The following is a 16,138-nucleotide window of genomic DNA, read 5'->3' as shown; positions in this document are numbered from 1 at the left end:
CGGCCGGCGGCCGTTCAGGCCTGCATCAGGCGCATTGGCGCCATGTCCATGCATTCATCGTTCTCCGATTCGGGCATGACGGGCACGCACAGGCTCAGGAACTTGGCCAGCATCGCGTCCAGCGAGAACAGGTTCTGCGCCCGCTGGCGGCTTTGCGTCTTGAGGGTCTGGTCGCCGCGCACGCGGTCCACGATCGAGGCCACCTTGTCGCAGGCCTCGTGCAGGTCCGGATGCTCGACATCGCCCAGCAGGTGGCCGGTCTGGTCCTCGACGAAGCACTCGCCCGCGCCGCCGGCGGGGGTGGAGACCACCGGCACGCCCAGCAGCTGGGCCTCGATCAGCACATTGGGCAGGCCTTCGTAGCGCGACAGCAGCACCTTGGCGTCCATCCGTGAATACCAGTAGCCCACATGGTTGGACAGGCCGACGAGCAGCAGCCGTTCCGTCACCTGCAACTCATCCGCCAGCGCCACGATGTTCTCGTGCAACCGGCCGTCGCCGACGATGACGAAGCGCGCCTGCGGACGCTGCTTCAGGTAGAGCGCCGCGAGCTTGATCCACAGCTGCGGCCGCTTGTCCGGTTCCAGGCGGAACACGCCGCCGATGGTTTCCGTGGCATCGGCCGTACTTTGCTGGAACGCCTGCCATTTCTCCTGGTCCGTGGCCGCGGCATCGGTGGCCAGATCCGGCACGCCGTTGTACAGCACATGGAAGCGCACGATGGGAATGCCGAGCCATTCCGAATAGGCCTCGGCCGCCTTGCGGCTGTTGCTGACGAAGTGCACGCCGGGCACCTGGGCCAGGGCCTGGTACAGCTCGGGATACTCTTCGCGGAAACGGTCCTTGCGGATGTTCGGCGGCAGCCCTCGGAACACCAGGTGGATGGTGGGCGCGCCCGCCAGCAGCGCCGCCAGCGCGCCGAACAGGCAGGTGCCGTCCTGCCACAGGCTCACCACGTCGAACGTGTTCGCCCGCAGCACCGGCGTCAGACGCGTCACGCCGTAGTGCACCGGCGGCGGCAGCTGTTCCAGCAGGCGGCCCAGGCTGCCGTCGGGCACGGCCTGGTGCGACGCGGAGATCGCCGGCAGCTTGTTGATTTCCGTGACCGGGATCTGCGCCTTGACCAGCACGGGCAGGAAGAAATCCAGGCCCTGCTTCTTGGTCGCGCCGGACGGCTCGGTGTGCTGCTTGACCAGCACCTCGACCTTTTCCGGCTTCGGCAGCAGGTCCACGGGGGCTTCCTGGGGCTGTTCCGCCAGGCGGGTCAGCTCGCCGGCCAGCCGCGTGAGCTGGCGCTCGGCGCCGCCCGGGCCGAGGCTGCCGGTCACCAGCGCGACGGAAACGGGTTTTTCCGGCGCATGCTCGGGCAGATGCCGGCCGCGGAAGTGCAGGATCGCGTGCTTCATCGACACGATCCGGATGTCCTTGCCGGCCAGCGCCGTCTCGGGCTCCAGGCGTTGATAGAAGGCATAGTCGGTGGCCAGCGCATCGGCCAGCTCCGCCGCCTTGCTGCCCGGCGCCAGATGGCGGGCCACGGGCGCGATGACCTCGAACGCATCCGCCAGCAGCCCGCGCTTGCGCAGGCGCTTGGCGAATTCCACGCGCATGTTGCGGTCGGTGTGCTGCGAGATCAGCCGACGGAACAGCGCGTCGGACTGCTCGTGCGCGCGGATGTCGCTCAGCAGCTTGGCGCGGGCGAACAGCCGGGCGGGGTTGTCGCTGGACTCGGGCAGATGGCGCTCGACCAGGGCCAGGGCTTCCTCGACATGCCGTTCCTTGACCAGGCGGGTCGCGCAGTAGCGCACGATCTCCAGGTCATCGGGGCACTCCTGCAGCAGCGTGGTCCACTGTTCGGACAGGCCGTCGTTCAGGCCCGCGGCTTCCTGCAGCCGCAGCAACAGGAAGCGGACCTTGGAATCGGCCATGTGATCGCGCGCCAGCGACTGCGCGCGCGCCAGGTTGTCCCGCGCGACCTGGACCCTGCCCGATGCCGCGACGATTTCCTCCAGCCGCGCCTGGACCTCGGGCAGGTCGGACGCGGCGTGCTTGCGCTCTGTGGTCAAGGGCGGATTCATGCTGCCTTCCTTCGGTTGGCCTTTTCGATCCACACCAGGCAGCGCTGGATGTAGTGGTCATACTGGGCAGGATTGTCGGAACGTTCCTTGAGCGCGCGCCAGTAGGGCAGCGCTTGTTCGAAGCGGTGCAGGCGCATGGCGCCGACGGCGGCCAGGCGCAGGCCGATGGGATCGTCCGGCACGAGCTGCAGGATGCGTTCGCCCAGCGCCAGGCGTTCGGTGGTGCTGGACGATTCCAGCCCGCGCGCCTCGGCGTACAGCACGGCCAGGATGCGCCGCTTTTCGTGGTCCACTTCCGTCATCTGCGGCCAGGACTGCGCAACGCGCTCCAGCAGCTTCCAGGCCCCCTTGGGATCGCCCGCCGACAGGATCTCCCGGGCGCCTCGGATCGCGCGCGGCCCCAGCCGGCCGAGCTGGCGTTCGGCCTCGTCGCGGGCGCTCTGATCGGCGGACGCATGGGCCAGCACCATCTGGTAGGCGTCGATGGCTTCGCCGAACCAGCCGCCGTTGAACGCCACCCGCGCGAAATGCAGCTGCGTGCTGAACGGCGCGGACTCGTTGGCGGCCGCCTGTTCCAGGTGCCGCATGGCGGTCTGCTTGTCGCCCAGCGCGTCGGCCGCGCGGCCGCGCATGGCGTGCAGCTCGGGGAATTCGACCTGGGTGTCGAGCGCGATGTCGGTCAGGTCGATGACTTCCTTGTGATTGCCCGCCACCAGCGCGGCCCGCGCGCCCAGGCGCATCGCGCGCTCGAAGGCGCGTTGCGCGCGCACGCTGGCCAGCGCGTCGGGGTTGAGCAGGCGGTGCGCGCAGATGCGCTCGGCGGCGTCGCGCAGGCGGCCTTCATCCAGGGCCCGCGCGCCTTCCTCGGCCCAGGTCGAGGACTGCGCCCGCAGCCAGGCGGGGATGTCCTCCTGCGCGCTGTCGGCCAGCTTGCAGGACACGGCCAGCGCGGCCGCGGCCATGATGCAGCCGCGCCAGGACGCTTCCTTGACCAGCTCCAGCGCTTCGGCATCGGCCAGCGCGGGCGATTCGCAGGCCAGGTTGCGCAGTCCGGCGCGGTCGCCGGCGATCAGCCGGTCGCGCCACAGCATCGCGAAGCCGCGGGCATGGCGGGGGATGGCCGCGCGCACTTCATGGACCCATCGGATCGCCGCGTCCATGTCGCCGCCGGCCTGCAGCAGCGAGAGCACCGTGTCGGCGGCCTCGGCGGCCGCCGGGTCTTCCGGCGATGCGATGCGGAACAGCTGCTTCCAGTTGCCCAGCGCCTCGTCGGCATAGCCCAGATGGCTCGCGGAGATCGCGGCGATGCGCAGGATTTCCGGGGTTTCGATCTCGTCGCCCAGCAGGCCGGCCGCCAGCGAGTAGGCCGCGTCATGGCGGCCCAGCTTGAACTGGTTGCGCATCAGGATCTGCTCGGCCTTGCTGCCGACGGCCAGCGCGCCGTCGGCGCCGTCCAGCAGCGCCAGCGAGCCTTCGTAATCGCCCAGCTCTTCCTGGATGCGCGCGAACAGCAGCGTATGGTCGGGCAGGCCGGGATGGCGGCGCAGCACGTCGCGCAGGCGGCGCGAGGCCTCGCGCAGCTCGCCCGCGTCCCAGAGCTTCTCGATGCGCTCGGCGCCGTCGTCGGCGCCCAGCTTGGGCGCGGCGGGCTGCGGCGCGGACGCGCTCATGCGCGGCCGCATGAAGTTCTTGTACCACTCGGTATACAGGCGCTCGGCGAACAGCGGGGTGTAGTGCGTCAGGTCCAGGCCGCCGTCTTCCATCGCCTCGGCCTGGCCGAGCTTGTTCATCAGCGGCGTCGGGTCGTAGCAGGGCACGCCGATGCGCTGGCTGCTCGCGATCACCGCGGCGATCAGCTGCTCGCGTTGTTCGATCGGCACATTGTCGGGCGTCATGGCGTTGACGTGCGTGACGAACACCACCTTGTCCCGGCCCAGCTGCTCGACCAGCTGGCGCATTTCCTGTTCGATCTCATCGTCGGTCAGGTCGCGCTTGACGATGCGGGCCAGCAGCTCGCGGTTTTCCGGCGTCAGGCTCTTGTAGACCGCATCCTGTTCCAGCGCGGCGCGCCGCTCGGCCAGGCGGTCCGCGCTGGCCATGGACCAGAACAGCCGGGTGCGCGCGCGATCGGCGAAGAACTCGCTGAAATAGCGCGCCACGTAGTTGGACTGTATCGGATGGCCGTCGATGGTCAGCAGCTTGCGCGAGGACAGTTCGACCATGTACAGGTCGGCCGGCTTGTGCGTGGCGCGGCGCGCCTGCTCGCCGTTGGACGGGCGGAAGACCAGGCGCTGCACGTCGGCGGGAATCTCGCCCTGGCCGAACATGTAGCGGGCCTGCTGCAATGCCTCGGTGCTGGTGTGCACGAAGCCGTAGTTGCGCCCGAGCTGCAGCTTGATCGGGTAGCGGCCGACGGCGTCGCGCAGCGGCGTGTGGATGCGGCAGGTGCCGATGGGAGCGATGGTGAAGGCGGTCATGCCGGGCCTCTCCTGTGATGATGGGTGGCGGGACGGACTCAGAGCGTCCAGTACAAGAGGTCGGACTGAAGTCGGCGGCTGTCCAGCACGGACTTCAGGTCGCAGACCATGCCGCCGCTCCTGACCAGGTCCGGCAGGTCGTCCCAGATGGTGTCCATGGTCTCGCGGTGCGGCACGGCCAGGATCAGCACGTCCAGGTCGCCGAATTGGTCGCGCGGCACGAGGCTGATGCCGTACTCGTGCTGCATCTGCTCCGCGTCGACCATCGGGTCGCAGGCCGCTGGCGTGATGCCGTAGTCGCCCAGCGCGCGATACAGGTCGACCACCTTGGAGTTGCGGATGTCGGGCACGTTCTCCTTGAACGTCATGCCCAGGATGCCCACCCGGGTCGAGGCGTTCAGGCGGCCGTTGCGGGCCAGCGTCTGCACCACGCGCGAGGCCACATGGCTGGCCATGCCGTCGTTGATGCGGCGGCCCGACAGGATGACTTCCGGGTGATAGCCCAGTTCCTGCGCCTTGGAGGTCAGGTAGTAGGGATCGACGCCGATGCAGTGACCGCCCACCAGGCCGGGCGTGAACTTCAGGAAGTTCCACTTGGTGCCGGCGGCGTTCAGCACTTCGGCGGTGCGGATGCCGATCAGATCGCAGATCTTGGACATCTCGTTCATCAGCGCGATGTTGATGTCGCGCTGCGTGTTCTCCAGCACCTTGGCCGCCTCGGCCACCTTGATGGAGGACGCGCGATGCACGCCGGCGTCGATGATCTGCTCGTAGACGCCCGCGATGTGGTCCAGCGATTCCTGGTCCTGGCCGGACACGATCTTGACGATCTTCTCCAGCGGGTGCTCGCGGTCGCCCGGGTTGATGCGCTCAGGGCTGTAGCCCAGCTTGAAGTCCACGCCGCAGCGCAGGCCGGAGGCCTTTTCCAGTTCGGGGCCGCAGATGTCCTCGGTGGCGCCGGGGTGGACGGTGGATTCGAATACCACGATGCAACCCGGGCGCAGCACGGGGCCGATCGAGCGGCAGGCTTTTACCAGCAGCGAGAAATCGGGGTTGTTCTTCTCGTCGACCGGCGTCGGCACGGCCACCACGAAGAAATCGCAACCCTGCAGTTCCGTCACCTGGTCGGTGAATTGCATGGGGGAAGCCAGCAATGCCTCGCGTTCGATTTCGCCTGTCCAGTCGTCTCCGGCTTTCAGGCTGGCGATCCGCCGCTTGTCCACATCAAAGCCGATGACGTCAAAGCGCTTGGAAAATGCCACGGCCACGGGCAGGCCGACATAACCAAGGCCACACACTGCGATTCTCTTTGCCACGGGGGGACCTCTCTGTTTTCGTCGTGTCGTAGACACTAGAAACCGACGCCCAAATACTCGTCATCGATATGAAATCGACGCGCTGCGGGATTATTTGGGGTGGATGTGATGCTGAAATTTGATTACAACTCGATACCCAGTTATACGTGCCGGGTAGCGAACAGACGAATCGTAGAGGTCGTGAACAGCAATTTTCTTTCTAAATATTCTGATTGCTGTGAAAATAAATCAGAGATATCGCAATAAACCTGGGATATCCCTAATATTGATTACATCCATTACATAAATCGCTACATCTTCCTTCCTGGAAAATGTTTTTAAATATTAAAAGTCGTTTTTCTTGGTCCTTTTAATAAAGTTGAAAAGACGCGATATGCAGTCTGCGGAAATTTATTAATAAGCAGAAGAAATGTCACCGCAACAATATCGGGTTACGGACGAGCCGTGATTCATCTGCCCGCCCATGCAGGCCTCCCGCCGCTTCAGCGCGGGAACACGATAGCAATGGGAGGCCCGGCCTGTCGGCCGGGAAACGGGCATTGCACGATGCCGGGGATTTTCACCAGTGCCACGCCGTCGCTATGCCGGTTGCGGTGATCTGGGTCTTGGTATATGAAGCCGATCTTGTGCATGAGATTCTGGTTTCGGGAAAATCCGGGCGACGGGCTGCCCCAACGCCACGGCGTCCGCTGCCTGGTCCGCGCGGATCGACCCAAGGAGCGCAATTTGCATTACCAATACCACGACGGCCTGCTGGAGCACGCCAGCCTCGATGCGGCGGCACGCGGCGCCGTGCTGACTTTCCTGCTCTATGCGGTGTTCGACAGGCCGCAGGCCAGGGTGTCGCTGCGTTTTGACGGAATCTACAACTTTGCCGCCGTGCAAGCGTACTTTGCAAAAGTCCTGAGCGACGCGGACCCTGAGGCGGACGACTGCCTGGACCGCTGCGATGCGCTGCATTGGGACACGAAGCGGCCCGCCTTGGCGCGGTCGCTCCATGTATTCCTGAGGTTGGCGCACTATGGCAGCTTGCGTATCCATTGCGAGGCGGTGACGGAGACGGAGATGTAGTTCATGCTGGCCTGGACTGATCTTGTCCGGAAGGCATTTGAGACATGTCCTATGGGGTGTCGCTGGCGCCTGATCATTGCTTGCGGCAGGCTGCTGACGCTTGCCCAAGAGCGCCCGTCTGGGCGGCAATTGATGACACGTAAACTTTTTTTCGGCTGACCTCTAAACTGATTTCCGGTGGGGGGGATAACTTGGCTTATGTAGCGGCGCGAAAGGCGCGCCGCGCTTTTCAAGTCGATCCATGCTCCGCGAAATCCAATGGTTGTGGCCCGCTCCCATCTTGCATAGCAGCCCGCGCGTAAGCGGCCGGGTGGATGGACGGGCACAGCGCGCATGGCCGGCATGCCCTGAGCGCCGGGCCGACAGGCCGGTGGATGGCATGCCAAGGCGGACCGGACGACGGCTGAAATATCTGGCCGGAACGGCGCGCATCGCCCACGGCAAGTACGAAAGACCCTCGTGAGACGCACGCAAGCCCCGCCCTGTAGGCAGGGCGGGGCTTTCGTGCGGCCAGCGTTTGCAACATTTAGATTTTCTTGTGCATTTCTTGACACGTCAGTTCTCTAATCCAGAACTTTGAAGTAGCGCGAATCTTCCTGCTTTCCGTTGCCGGTTTCGAGTCCATACATGTCTTTCCCGTCACGTCCCGTCAAGCGCTGGCATCCTGTCCAGGGATGGGCCTGCGCTCATGGCGTCGTCGGTGCCGCAAGGCGCGCGGAGGCGGCGCATGCGGCCTGATATGGCAATCCAGTTGATGAGCGACCTGTTCTGGACGGGTCTGCTGATTTGCGCGCCGGTATTGTTGTTGACCCTGACGGTGGGCGTGGTGATCAGCATCCTGCAGGTGGTGACGCAGGTGCAGGAGATGTCGCTGACGTTCATCCCGAAGATCGTCGCCGCGGTCATTGCCATGGCGTTGTTCGGGCCATGGATGCTGCGCACCTTGATGCAGTACGCGACGGCCTTGTTGCGCGACATGCCCGGGATACGGTGAGGATCTGATGCTCGGCCTCCAGATCCCCCTCATCGCGACGATCGCATTGCTGTCTTTGCGCGTGGGCGTGATGCTGGCGTTCACGCCGGTGTTCTCCTTGTTTCCCATTCCGGCGACGGCGCGCGTACTGCTGGTCGTCGCCTTGTCCGTGGCGATCGCGGGAGCGCTGCGGAAGCCCACGATGCCAGCGCCCGATACCGGCGCGTTCCTCGCCCTGGCGGCGGCGGAGTTTTCCTTCGGCCTGTTGCTGGCCTGCGGCATCTTCTGCGCATTCGCCGCCGTGGCGTTCGCCGGCCGGATCCTGGACATCCAGATCGGCTTCGGCATCGGCCAGATCTTCGATCCCGTGAGCCGCGCGCAAGTGCCCGTGGTGACCTCGGTCTTCATGTACTCGGGCGCGCTGATCTTTTTTCTCGTGGATGGCCATCATGCCCTGCTCAGGGGGCTGGCCCACACCCTGGACATGGTGCCGGTGGGCGGATTCTCGTTCGACGCCATGAACCTGCCGGCGATGCTGGCAGCCTGGGGCAAGCTTTATGGGCTGGGTTTCATGCTGATCGCGCCCGTGGCCGTGGCGATCCTGCTGATCGAACTCGGGCTGGGAATGCTGGCTCGCGGGCTGCCGCAGATGAACGTCTTCGTCATCGCGCTGCCCGTGAAGATCCTGGCCGGGCTCGCCGCGTTGACGTTCTGGTCGCGCCACATGCCCGCCGGATTGTCCAGGATCTTCGACCTCGTGTCGGACGTGTGGAATGGGGCGGTGCGCTGATGCAGGAGTTCGACAAGAGCGAGGCCGCAACCCCCTACAAGCTGCAGCAGGCGCGCCGACGCGGAACGGTGGCGCGCAGCCCCGACCTGACTGGAGCCGTCGCGCTGTTGACCGCGGCCTGCGCCCTGTACGCCTGGGGCTGGGAGGCGTCGCGGGCGTTGGCGATGCTGGCGCGCGCCGCGCTGGTCCAGGGCCTGTCCATGCCGTTCAGCCTGGCCTCCGTGGTGGCGTTGGTCGGCCACGTCGGCGCCGACGCGCTGCTGATCATCGCACCCTTCGCGATCGCGGTCGGCCTGGCCGCGATCGCGGCCAATGTGGCGCAGACCGGACTGATCTGGAGCGGATTTCCGCTCAAGCCGGACCTGGCGCGCATCAATCCCGCGGCCGGGCTGAAGCGTCTGTTCTCCCTGCGCACGACCTACGACGCGGCCAAGAGCGTCTGCAAGGTCGCGCTGCTGGCCGGCGTGCTGTACATGACGCTCAAGGCCTTGCTGGGCTCCCTGTCCGTGCTCGGTGAGCGCACGCCGTTCGAGGCGCTGAGGCAGTTGCTCGCCATGCTCGCCTCGCTGGCCCTGAAAATGGCCTTTGCGGCCTTGTTGCTCGCCTTGCTGGACATGGCCTACACGCGCCACGAGTTCAAGCGCAAGATGCGCATGAGCAAGCGCGACGTGAAGGACGAGGTCAAGAACCGGGAAGGCGATCCGCGGGTCCGTTCGCGGCTGCGCTCGCTGCGCATCGAAATGCTGCGCAAGGCTGCGTCGGTGCGACAGATCGGCCAGGCCGACGTGTTGATCGTCAATCCCACGCACATCGCCGTGGCGCTGCAATACAAGCGCGGCGAGATGGCCGCGCCCGTCATGCTGGCCAAGGGCGCGGGCCTGCTGGCGGCGCGCATGCGCGCCGAGGCCGCGCGCCTCGGCGTGACCGTGGTGCGCAATCCCGCGCTGGCGCGCGCCCTGTATTTTCAAGGGGAAATGGGGCAGGCCATTCCGTTGGACCTGTATCCGGCGGTGGCGCGGGTGATGGTGTGGCTGATCGCCCGGCGCGACGCCCGCCATGCCGTGGGAGCCGCGCAATGAACCGTCTGGCGCAATGGCTGGCGGGCAACCGGGACATCGTCATGGTCCTGGTGGTCATGGGCGTGCTGGTCGTCCTGTTCATGCCGATTCCCCCCGGCATGCTGGACTTCCTGATCCTGGCCAACTTCAGCTTCGCCTTTCTCATCCTGTTGCTGACGTTCTACATGGCCAGGCCGGTGGAGTTTTCCACCTTTCCGTCGCTGCTGCTGATCGCGACCTTGTTCCGCCTGTCCCTGAACGTCGCCGCCACGCGGCTGATCCTGTCGGACGCCAACGCCGGCAAGGTGATCTCGGCCATTGGCGGCTACGTGGTCGGCGGCAACTACGTGATCGGACTGATCGTATTCCTGATCCTGATCGTGGTGCAGTTCGTGGTGGTGACCAGCGGTGCGCAGCGCGTCTCCGAGGTGGCGGCACGTTTCACGCTGGACAGCATGCCGGGCCAGCAGATGAGCATCGACGCCGATCTCAACATGGGCTTCATCACCCAGGAACAGGCGCAGCAGCGGCGCAAGACACTGGAAAAGGAAGCGGCCTTCTATGGCGCGATGGACGGCGCGTCGAAGTTCGTCAAGGGCGACGCCATCGCCGGCATTCTGATCATGGCCATCAACATCATCGGCGGCCTCGTGATCGGCGTGATGCAGCTGGGCATCCCGTGGGGCGAAGCCGTCAGGACGTACACGCTGTTGACCATCGGCGACGGCATCGTCACGCAGGTGCCGGCGCTGGTCATCGCCGTGGCCACCGGCATCATCGTCACGCGGTCGGCATCCGACGGCAACTTCAGCGGCGAGGTCGCGCGCCAGATCACGCTGTTTCCCAAGACGCTGTTCCTGGTGTGCGCGGGTTTGTTCGCGATGGTGGCGCTGCCGGGGATTCCGGCCCTGCCCGCGCTGGCGCTGGGCATCACGGTGTTCGGACTGGCCTGGCTGGCCAGGCGGGCCGGCCGCGATGCCGCCGCGCCGCAAGAGGAACCGGAGGCCGGGCTGCCGCAGGCCGCGCAGGCGGGCGATCCCTACGAGGCGCTGACGGTGGAAGCCGTCGAGATCCAGGCCGGCGCCCAGTTGCTGCCGCACGTGATCGAGCACAGCGGCTTTCCGGATCGCATCGCCGTGTTCCGCAACCAGTATGTGCTGGAAATGGGCATGGTCATTCCCACCGTCAAGATCCGAGGCAGCGCCCGGCTGGGGCCGGACGAATACGAGATCCTGATTCACGGGGTGCCGGCGGGCAAGGGAATGGCCATGGCCGGCCGCTGGCTCGCGATCCACCCCGCTGGCGTGACCAAGACCGTGCGCGGCATCGAGACGCGCGATCCCACCTATGGACTGCCGGCGGTGTGGATCGAGGAGTCGGAAAAGGCCAATGCCCAGCAGGGCCGCTACACGCTGATCGACGGCATGACCGTGCTGATGACGCACCTGACCGAGGTGTTGCGGCGCGAATCCGCCACGCTGCTGACCCGCGCCGAGACCGACCGGCTGCTGGAGCGCGTGCGCAAGTCGCAGCCTGGCTTGGTGGAAGAGATCACGCCCGGCGTCCTGTCCGTGACGGAAGTGCAGAAGGTGTTGCAGGCGCTGCTGCGCGAGAAGGTGAGCATACGCAATCTGGAAGCGATCCTGGAGGTGCTGGCCGATGCGGGCCGCCATCAACGCGACGCCGCGCAGCTGGCCGAGCTGTCCCGCCAGCGGCTGGGGCAGGCGATCTGCCGTTCGCTGTCCGGCGACGCCGGCACCTTGCATGTGATCACGCTGGATCCGCTGGTGGAGGCCCATATCGGCCAGTCATTGCGGGCGGCGGCCGAGTCGGGCGGCCGGCTGGCGATCGAGCCGCGCGTGGCCGATCAACTGGTCGGTGGCCTGGTGCAGCAGGCCGAGGGAATGATGAAGGCGAATCTGCTGCCGGTGCTGCTCTGTTCACCGGATCTGCGACGGCACATGCGGATGCTCACCGAGCGCGTGCTGCCGCATCTGCGGGTGCTGTCGATGTCGGAGATACCCGGCAGCATCGATCTGAAGGCGTTCTCGGCGGTCTCGGTGCCATTGTTGCAGGACGCGACCGGGGCTTGAACCCACGGACCGGACCACAGGAAAGAGGAAGGAGTCCAACTTGGAAATCATGAACGTGATTGCGCAGGGCATGGGAGCGGACCAGGACCGGCTGACGGCCATCGCCACGAACCTGGCCAACGTCCGCACGCCGGCCTACAAGCGCGAAATGATCAATGGCGCCGGTTTCGAGGCGCAGCTCGACGCGCTCGAACAGGGCGATCCGGTCCGGGCGGGCGCGCGCGCCGTCAGCCGCGCCGATATGCGGCCCGGCGCGGTGCAGTACACCGGGCGACCGTTCGATGTGGCGCTGAGTGGCGAGAACGCGTTTCTGGAGCTATCGCGCGATGGCGCCACGTTGTACGGACGGCAGGGCGCCATGCGGGTGGACAGCCAGGGCAGGCTGGTGAACGCGGGCGGCGATCTGGTCATGGGGATGGGCGGAGAGATCCGGCTCGCCTCGAATGCGCCGCGTATCGACGCGCAGGGCAATGTCTACGACCAGGGCAAATTCGTCGACAGGCTCAGCCTGGCCAGCTTCGACGCGCCGCAAAACCTGACGCGACTGGGCGCTGGTGTCTATCGCGCCGGCCAGGAACGGGCGCAGCCCTTGCGCGAAGGCGGCTCTTCGGTGCTGCAGGGCTATCTGGAAGGGTCCAACGTGGACCCCGCGCATGAGATGGCTGGCCTGATAGAAGTCATGCGTCATTTCGAAAGCCTGCAAAAAGCCGCGCAGTTCGTCGACGACATGACGGGGCGGGCTGTGCAGAAATTGGGTGAAGTCTGAGGAGCGCGGGAATGATCGATTCGTTGTACGTGGGCGCGACGGGCATGCATGCCCAGCAGACGGGCGTGGACGCCGTAGCGCAGAACCTGGCCAACATGAATACCGTTGGCTACAAGAAATCGTACGTGGTGTTCGGCGATCTGATGACGCGCGCCGCGATGGGCGGGCAGCCTGCTGGCGTGGCCGGCGCCGATGCGGCCCGGAACCTGGGGCTGGGCGTGGCGATCTCGCGCAATGCGAAGTCCTTCGTGTCCGGCGAAATCAAGCAGACCGGCAAGCCGCTGGACCTGGCGATACGCGGCGAAGGCCTGCTGGAGGTGGCGATGCCGGATGGCGGCGTCGCCTATACGCGGGGAGGTCCGCTGAAAGTGGACCAGGACGGCATGCTGACGACGCTGGCGGGCCTGCAGCTCAAGGCCATGATTTCCGTACCGAACGACACAGACAAGCTGACCATCGCGCCGGACGGGAAGATCACTGCGTGGCGCAACGGCGGTCGCGACGCCGACGAGCTGGGCAAGCTGGACCTGGTCCGTTTCAATGCCGCCGAGGACCTGGCCGCGCTGGGCGATGGCCTCTATCAGGCGACCGAGCGCTCCGGCGATCCCGTGCTGGGGCGCCCGGGCGAGGACGGCATGGGCCTGTACGCGCAGGGCTATCTGGAATCGTCCAACGTGCAGCTCAACGAGGAAATCGTCAACCTGATGGTCGCGCAGCGCGCCTATGAGGCGAACGCGAAGATCGTCCAGGCATCCGACGACATGCTGGGTCTGGTCAACAACCTGCGACGCTAGGCGATCCCGTGAGAAAGCTCATGCTCGTAGCGGCGTTGTGTGGCGGTGGCGCCGGCGCCACGCCCCAGGAGGACGTGGCCGAACTGTTCCTGCGGGCCTCCGTCCAGGTTCGCGCGCCCGCGTTGACGCTGGGCGACGTGGCGCGCATCGACGCGCCGGCCGATCGCCGCGACCGCCTGGCCCGCTTGCGCATAGGCACCGTGCCCGCTTCCGGCGAGGCGCGCGAGATCACGCGCGATGAACTGGAGCGCTGGATCGCCACGGCGGACGAGGATCTGGGCGTGGTGGCCTGGCAGGGCAATGCGTCCGTGCGCGTGGCGCGCAAGACCGTTGCGCTGGACCGCGACGCGGTGCTCCGATGCGCGACCGAGGCCGCGCGCGCGGCATTGCGGCCGAGGTTCCGGGATCTGGCCATCGAAGCGGCCGGCAGTCCCTTGCCCGATCTGGTGGCGGCTGGCGCCGTCGAGCTGCGCGCCCGCCCGGTCGACCCGCAGGTCGAGGTGACGCAGCGCCTGGTGGTGTGGGTCGAACTGTGGCAGGGCGGTCGCCTGTACCGGGCGATTCCGGTGGCCTTGCGGATCCAGGCGATGGCGCCGGTGCTGCGTCTGAACGCCAGCATTCCGGCCGGCGCGTCGGTATCGATGACGGACATGAGCGTGGAGCAGCGCGATGTGGCGGCGCTGTCAGGCGCCTACTGGCCGGCGCACGAACCGCTGGGCGCCGTGCGCGCGCGCCAGCCGCTGGTGGCCGGCGCGGTGTTGATGCGCTCGCAGTTGCAGGCGCTGCCGGACGTGGAGCGTGGCGATCAGGTGGCGCTGCGCGTGCGGGCCGGTTCGGTGACCATCGAAACCTCGGCCAGGGCATTGCAGGACGGTTGGACCGATCGCACCTTGCGGGTCATGCCAGCCAACGCTTCCGAGGCCGTGGTCGCGCGCGTGGTGCGTGGCGGACTGGTGGAGGTGAGCCAATGACGCCCGGATTCAGGTTCGAAGTCGCGTCGCGCGCCGTCGCCTGCCTGACATTGGCCTGGGTGTTGGTGATCGTTGGCGGGTCTGCGCGCGCGGAAAGCCTGTTCGATCCCGACCTCTATCGTTCGCTGGGCACGGACCGAAAGGCCGCGCGCATCGGCGATGTGCTCACGATCCAGGTGGTCGAGACCTCGTCGGCGAGCAGCTCGGCCGATACCTCCACCGGCCGAAAGTCCAGTTTCGACGCGGAGTTTCGCCTGTCACGGCGGCCCACCACCTCGGGGGGCATCGACGTGGACAGCGATTTCGACGGCGGCGGCAAGACCCAGCGCTCCGGCAAGCTGTTGGCGCAGATGTCGGTCGGCGTGGTCGGCGTGGCTCCCAATGGCGACCTGTACGTCAAGGGCGACCAGCTGCTGACCGTGAACGACGAGCAGCAGAAGATCCAGGTGAAGGGCCGGGTACGGCCGCAGGACATTTCGCCGGGCAATGTCGTGTTGTCCACCCGCCTGGCCGAGGCCGAGATCGTCTACATCGGCGAAGGCGAACTGGCTGGCCGGCAACGCCCATCCTGGTGGGCCCGCTTTCTCAACTGGCTGGGATTCTGATGCGCGCGCTGATTCTGCCTTTCTTCCTGGCCGCGATGCTTGTCGCGCCTTCGGCGGCCATCGCGGCTCGTTCCAGCGCGACCGAGGTGGTGCGCATCAAGGACCTGGGAAAGCTCAAGGGCTGGCGCGAGAACTCGTTGATCGGCTACGGCATCGTGGCCGGCCTGGCGGGCACGGGGGATTCACCATCCAACAAGACGACGCGGCAGGCCATGGCCAATGTCTATTCCCAGTTCGACCTGACGGTCGCGCCGGAGCAGGTCCAGAGCCGCAACGTGGCGGTGGTGATGGTCAGCGCCATGCTGCCGCCGTTCGCGCGGCCGGGCGACGCGGTGGACGTGGTGGTGACCTCGGCGGGCGACGCCCGCAGCCTGGTGGGCGGCAACCTGCTGGCCACCGCGCTCAAGGCGCCGAACGGCAAGATCTATGCCTTGGCCCAAGGCCCGCTGTCGGTGGGCGGCTATCGCTACGACATGAACGGCAACGTGGTGCAGAAGAACCATCCCACCGCCGGTTCGATTCCCGGCGGCGCCCTGGTCGAGGTCGGCGTGAATGCGCAGGTGGTGACCGAGGACGGCGCGATGACTTTCGTCCTGTCCAATCCGGACTACACCACGGCGGGCAGGGTGGCCAACGAGATCAACCGCGCGCTGGGGCGCCCGCTGGCCAAGGCGCGCGACGCCGCCGGCGTGGACATCCAGGTGCCCGAGTTCGAGCGCGACAACCTGGTCGCCTTCGTTTCGCGCATCGAGGCGCTGTCGATTACGCCGGACCAGCGCGCCAAGGTGATCCTGGACGAGCGCACGGGCACGGTGGTGTCGGGTGGCAATGTGCGTCTGTCCAAGGTCGCCATTTCGCATGGCGACCTGCGCATCTCCATCGTGACCGACAACCAGGTATCCCAGCCCATCTTCGTGCGTCAGGGCGGCGACGGTGGCATCCGCACCGAAGTCGTCTCGAATTCCAGCATCGATGTGCGCGACGGCGAGGGCAGCGCTTTCGTCATGTCGGAAGGCAGCACCGTCGCCGAGCTGGTGCAGGCCCTGACCAAGATACGGACCAGCACGCGCGACATCATTTCCATCCTGCGCGCCATCAAGACCGCCGGCGCGCTGCATGCCGACCTGATCATCCAGTAACCCCCCCAAC

The 16,138-nt window shown here is 66.5% G+C and carries 13 protein-coding genes; 10 read left to right on the top strand and 3 right to left on the bottom strand.

The window, feature by feature from the left end; all coding sequences use genetic code 11:
- Positions 1 to 14 precede the first annotated feature (14 nt).
- From KDH83_RS00165 to KDH83_RS00155, 3 genes are read right to left on the bottom strand one after another with little or no spacing between them, the layout of a single operon-like run.
- Positions 15 to 2,075: a glycosyltransferase gene (locus KDH83_RS00165; RefSeq protein WP_212312023.1), complete on the bottom strand. Its 2,061-nt coding sequence runs from the start codon at positions 2,073 to 2,075 to the stop codon at positions 15 to 17.
- The gene (locus KDH83_RS00160; protein WP_212312022.1) at positions 2,072 to 4,552 is read right to left on the bottom strand and encodes a hypothetical protein; all 2,481 of its coding nucleotides are present in this window, start codon (positions 4,550 to 4,552) and stop codon (positions 2,072 to 2,074) included. Before KDH83_RS00160 ends, KDH83_RS00165 begins: the two co-directional genes overlap by 4 nt.
- A gap of 38 nt (positions 4,553 to 4,590) precedes the next feature.
- Entirely contained in the window at positions 4,591 to 5,850 is a 1,260-nt protein-coding gene (locus KDH83_RS00155; RefSeq protein ID WP_212312021.1) for a nucleotide sugar dehydrogenase, read from the bottom strand.
- Positions 5,851 to 6,480: 630 nt separating this feature from the next.
- Between KDH83_RS00155 and KDH83_RS00150 the strand changes: the two genes are divergently transcribed.
- The 10 genes from KDH83_RS00150 (at position 6,481) to KDH83_RS00105 (ending at position 16,128) form a co-directional block, all read left to right on the top strand.
- Positions 6,481 to 6,939, top strand: coding sequence for a hypothetical protein (locus KDH83_RS00150; RefSeq protein WP_249204710.1), 459 nt, complete (start codon positions 6,481 to 6,483; stop codon positions 6,937 to 6,939).
- A gap of 688 nt (positions 6,940 to 7,627) precedes the next feature.
- Positions 7,628 to 7,933 carry a flagellar biosynthesis protein FliQ gene (gene fliQ / locus KDH83_RS00145; protein WP_349291588.1) on the top strand — a complete coding sequence of 102 codons (306 nt, stop codon included), beginning with the start codon at positions 7,628 to 7,630 and terminating at the stop codon, positions 7,931 to 7,933.
- A gap of 7 nt (positions 7,934 to 7,940) precedes the next feature.
- Positions 7,941 to 8,702: a flagellar biosynthetic protein FliR gene (locus KDH83_RS00140; protein WP_212312020.1), complete on the top strand. Its 762-nt coding sequence runs from the start codon at positions 7,941 to 7,943 to the stop codon at positions 8,700 to 8,702.
- Complete coding sequence (locus KDH83_RS00135) at positions 8,702 to 9,781, top strand: EscU/YscU/HrcU family type III secretion system export apparatus switch protein (RefSeq protein ID WP_212312019.1); 1,080 nt, start codon at positions 8,702 to 8,704, stop codon at positions 9,779 to 9,781. Before KDH83_RS00140 ends, KDH83_RS00135 begins: the two co-directional genes overlap by 1 nt.
- Positions 9,778 to 11,853 (top strand): flagellar biosynthesis protein FlhA, encoded by a 2,076-nt coding sequence (locus KDH83_RS00130; protein ID WP_212312018.1) that lies wholly within the window; start codon positions 9,778 to 9,780, stop codon positions 11,851 to 11,853. The genes KDH83_RS00135 and KDH83_RS00130 overlap by 4 nt, the downstream gene beginning before the upstream one ends.
- 49 nt (positions 11,854 to 11,902) lie before the next feature.
- On the top strand, positions 11,903 to 12,619 hold the full coding sequence (locus KDH83_RS00125) for a flagellar hook basal-body protein (protein WP_249204723.1): 717 nt from the start codon (positions 11,903 to 11,905) through the stop codon (positions 12,617 to 12,619).
- An 11-nt stretch (positions 12,620 to 12,630) separates the two neighbouring features.
- Positions 12,631 to 13,413 (top strand): flagellar basal-body rod protein FlgG, encoded by a 783-nt coding sequence (flgG, locus tag KDH83_RS00120; RefSeq protein ID WP_212312015.1) that lies wholly within the window; start codon positions 12,631 to 12,633, stop codon positions 13,411 to 13,413.
- Between the two features lie 8 nt (positions 13,414 to 13,421).
- Positions 13,422 to 14,384 (top strand): flagellar basal body P-ring formation chaperone FlgA, encoded by a 963-nt coding sequence (flgA, locus tag KDH83_RS32820; RefSeq protein ID WP_212312013.1) that lies wholly within the window; start codon positions 13,422 to 13,424, stop codon positions 14,382 to 14,384.
- The gene (locus KDH83_RS00110; RefSeq protein ID WP_212312010.1) at positions 14,381 to 14,989 is read left to right on the top strand and encodes a flagellar basal body L-ring protein FlgH; all 609 of its coding nucleotides are present in this window, start codon (positions 14,381 to 14,383) and stop codon (positions 14,987 to 14,989) included. The genes flgA and KDH83_RS00110 overlap by 4 nt, the downstream gene beginning before the upstream one ends.
- Positions 14,989 to 16,128, top strand: coding sequence for a flagellar basal body P-ring protein FlgI (locus KDH83_RS00105; protein ID WP_212312009.1), 1,140 nt, complete (start codon positions 14,989 to 14,991; stop codon positions 16,126 to 16,128). Before KDH83_RS00110 ends, KDH83_RS00105 begins: the two co-directional genes overlap by 1 nt.
- The last annotated feature ends 10 nt before the right edge of the window (positions 16,129 to 16,138 follow it).

This window comes from Achromobacter sp. Marseille-Q0513, assembly GCF_018195695.1.
Taxonomy (GTDB): domain Bacteria; phylum Pseudomonadota; class Gammaproteobacteria; order Burkholderiales; family Burkholderiaceae_B; genus Achromobacter.
Note: the sequence above shows the minus strand (reverse complement) of the source record. Positions and strands in the feature narration are given on the sequence as shown.

Bases quoted from the DNA above. Each gene is read 5' to 3' on its own strand.
- KDH83_RS00165 (WP_212312023.1), bottom strand. From the start codon at position 2,075: ATGAATCCGCCCTTGACCACAGAGCGCAAGCACGCCGCGTCCGACCTG.
- KDH83_RS00160 (WP_212312022.1), bottom strand. From the start codon at position 4,552: ATGACCGCCTTCACCATCGCTCCCATCGGCACCTGCCGCATCCACACG.
- KDH83_RS00150 (WP_249204710.1), top strand. From the start codon at position 6,481: ATGAAGCCGATCTTGTGCATGAGATTCTGGTTTCGGGAAAATCCGGGC.
- fliQ (WP_349291588.1), top strand. From the start codon at position 7,628: ATGGCGTCGTCGGTGCCGCAAGGCGCGCGGAGGCGGCGCATGCGGCCT.
- KDH83_RS00140 (WP_212312020.1), top strand. From the start codon at position 7,941: ATGCTCGGCCTCCAGATCCCCCTCATCGCGACGATCGCATTGCTGTCT.
- KDH83_RS00135 (WP_212312019.1), top strand. From the start codon at position 8,702: ATGCAGGAGTTCGACAAGAGCGAGGCCGCAACCCCCTACAAGCTGCAG.
- KDH83_RS00130 (WP_212312018.1), top strand. From the start codon at position 9,778: ATGAACCGTCTGGCGCAATGGCTGGCGGGCAACCGGGACATCGTCATG.
- KDH83_RS00125 (WP_249204723.1), top strand. From the start codon at position 11,903: ATGAACGTGATTGCGCAGGGCATGGGAGCGGACCAGGACCGGCTGACG.
- flgG (WP_212312015.1), top strand. From the start codon at position 12,631: ATGATCGATTCGTTGTACGTGGGCGCGACGGGCATGCATGCCCAGCAG.
- KDH83_RS00110 (WP_212312010.1), top strand. From the start codon at position 14,381: ATGACGCCCGGATTCAGGTTCGAAGTCGCGTCGCGCGCCGTCGCCTGC.
- KDH83_RS00105 (WP_212312009.1), top strand. From the start codon at position 14,989: ATGCGCGCGCTGATTCTGCCTTTCTTCCTGGCCGCGATGCTTGTCGCG.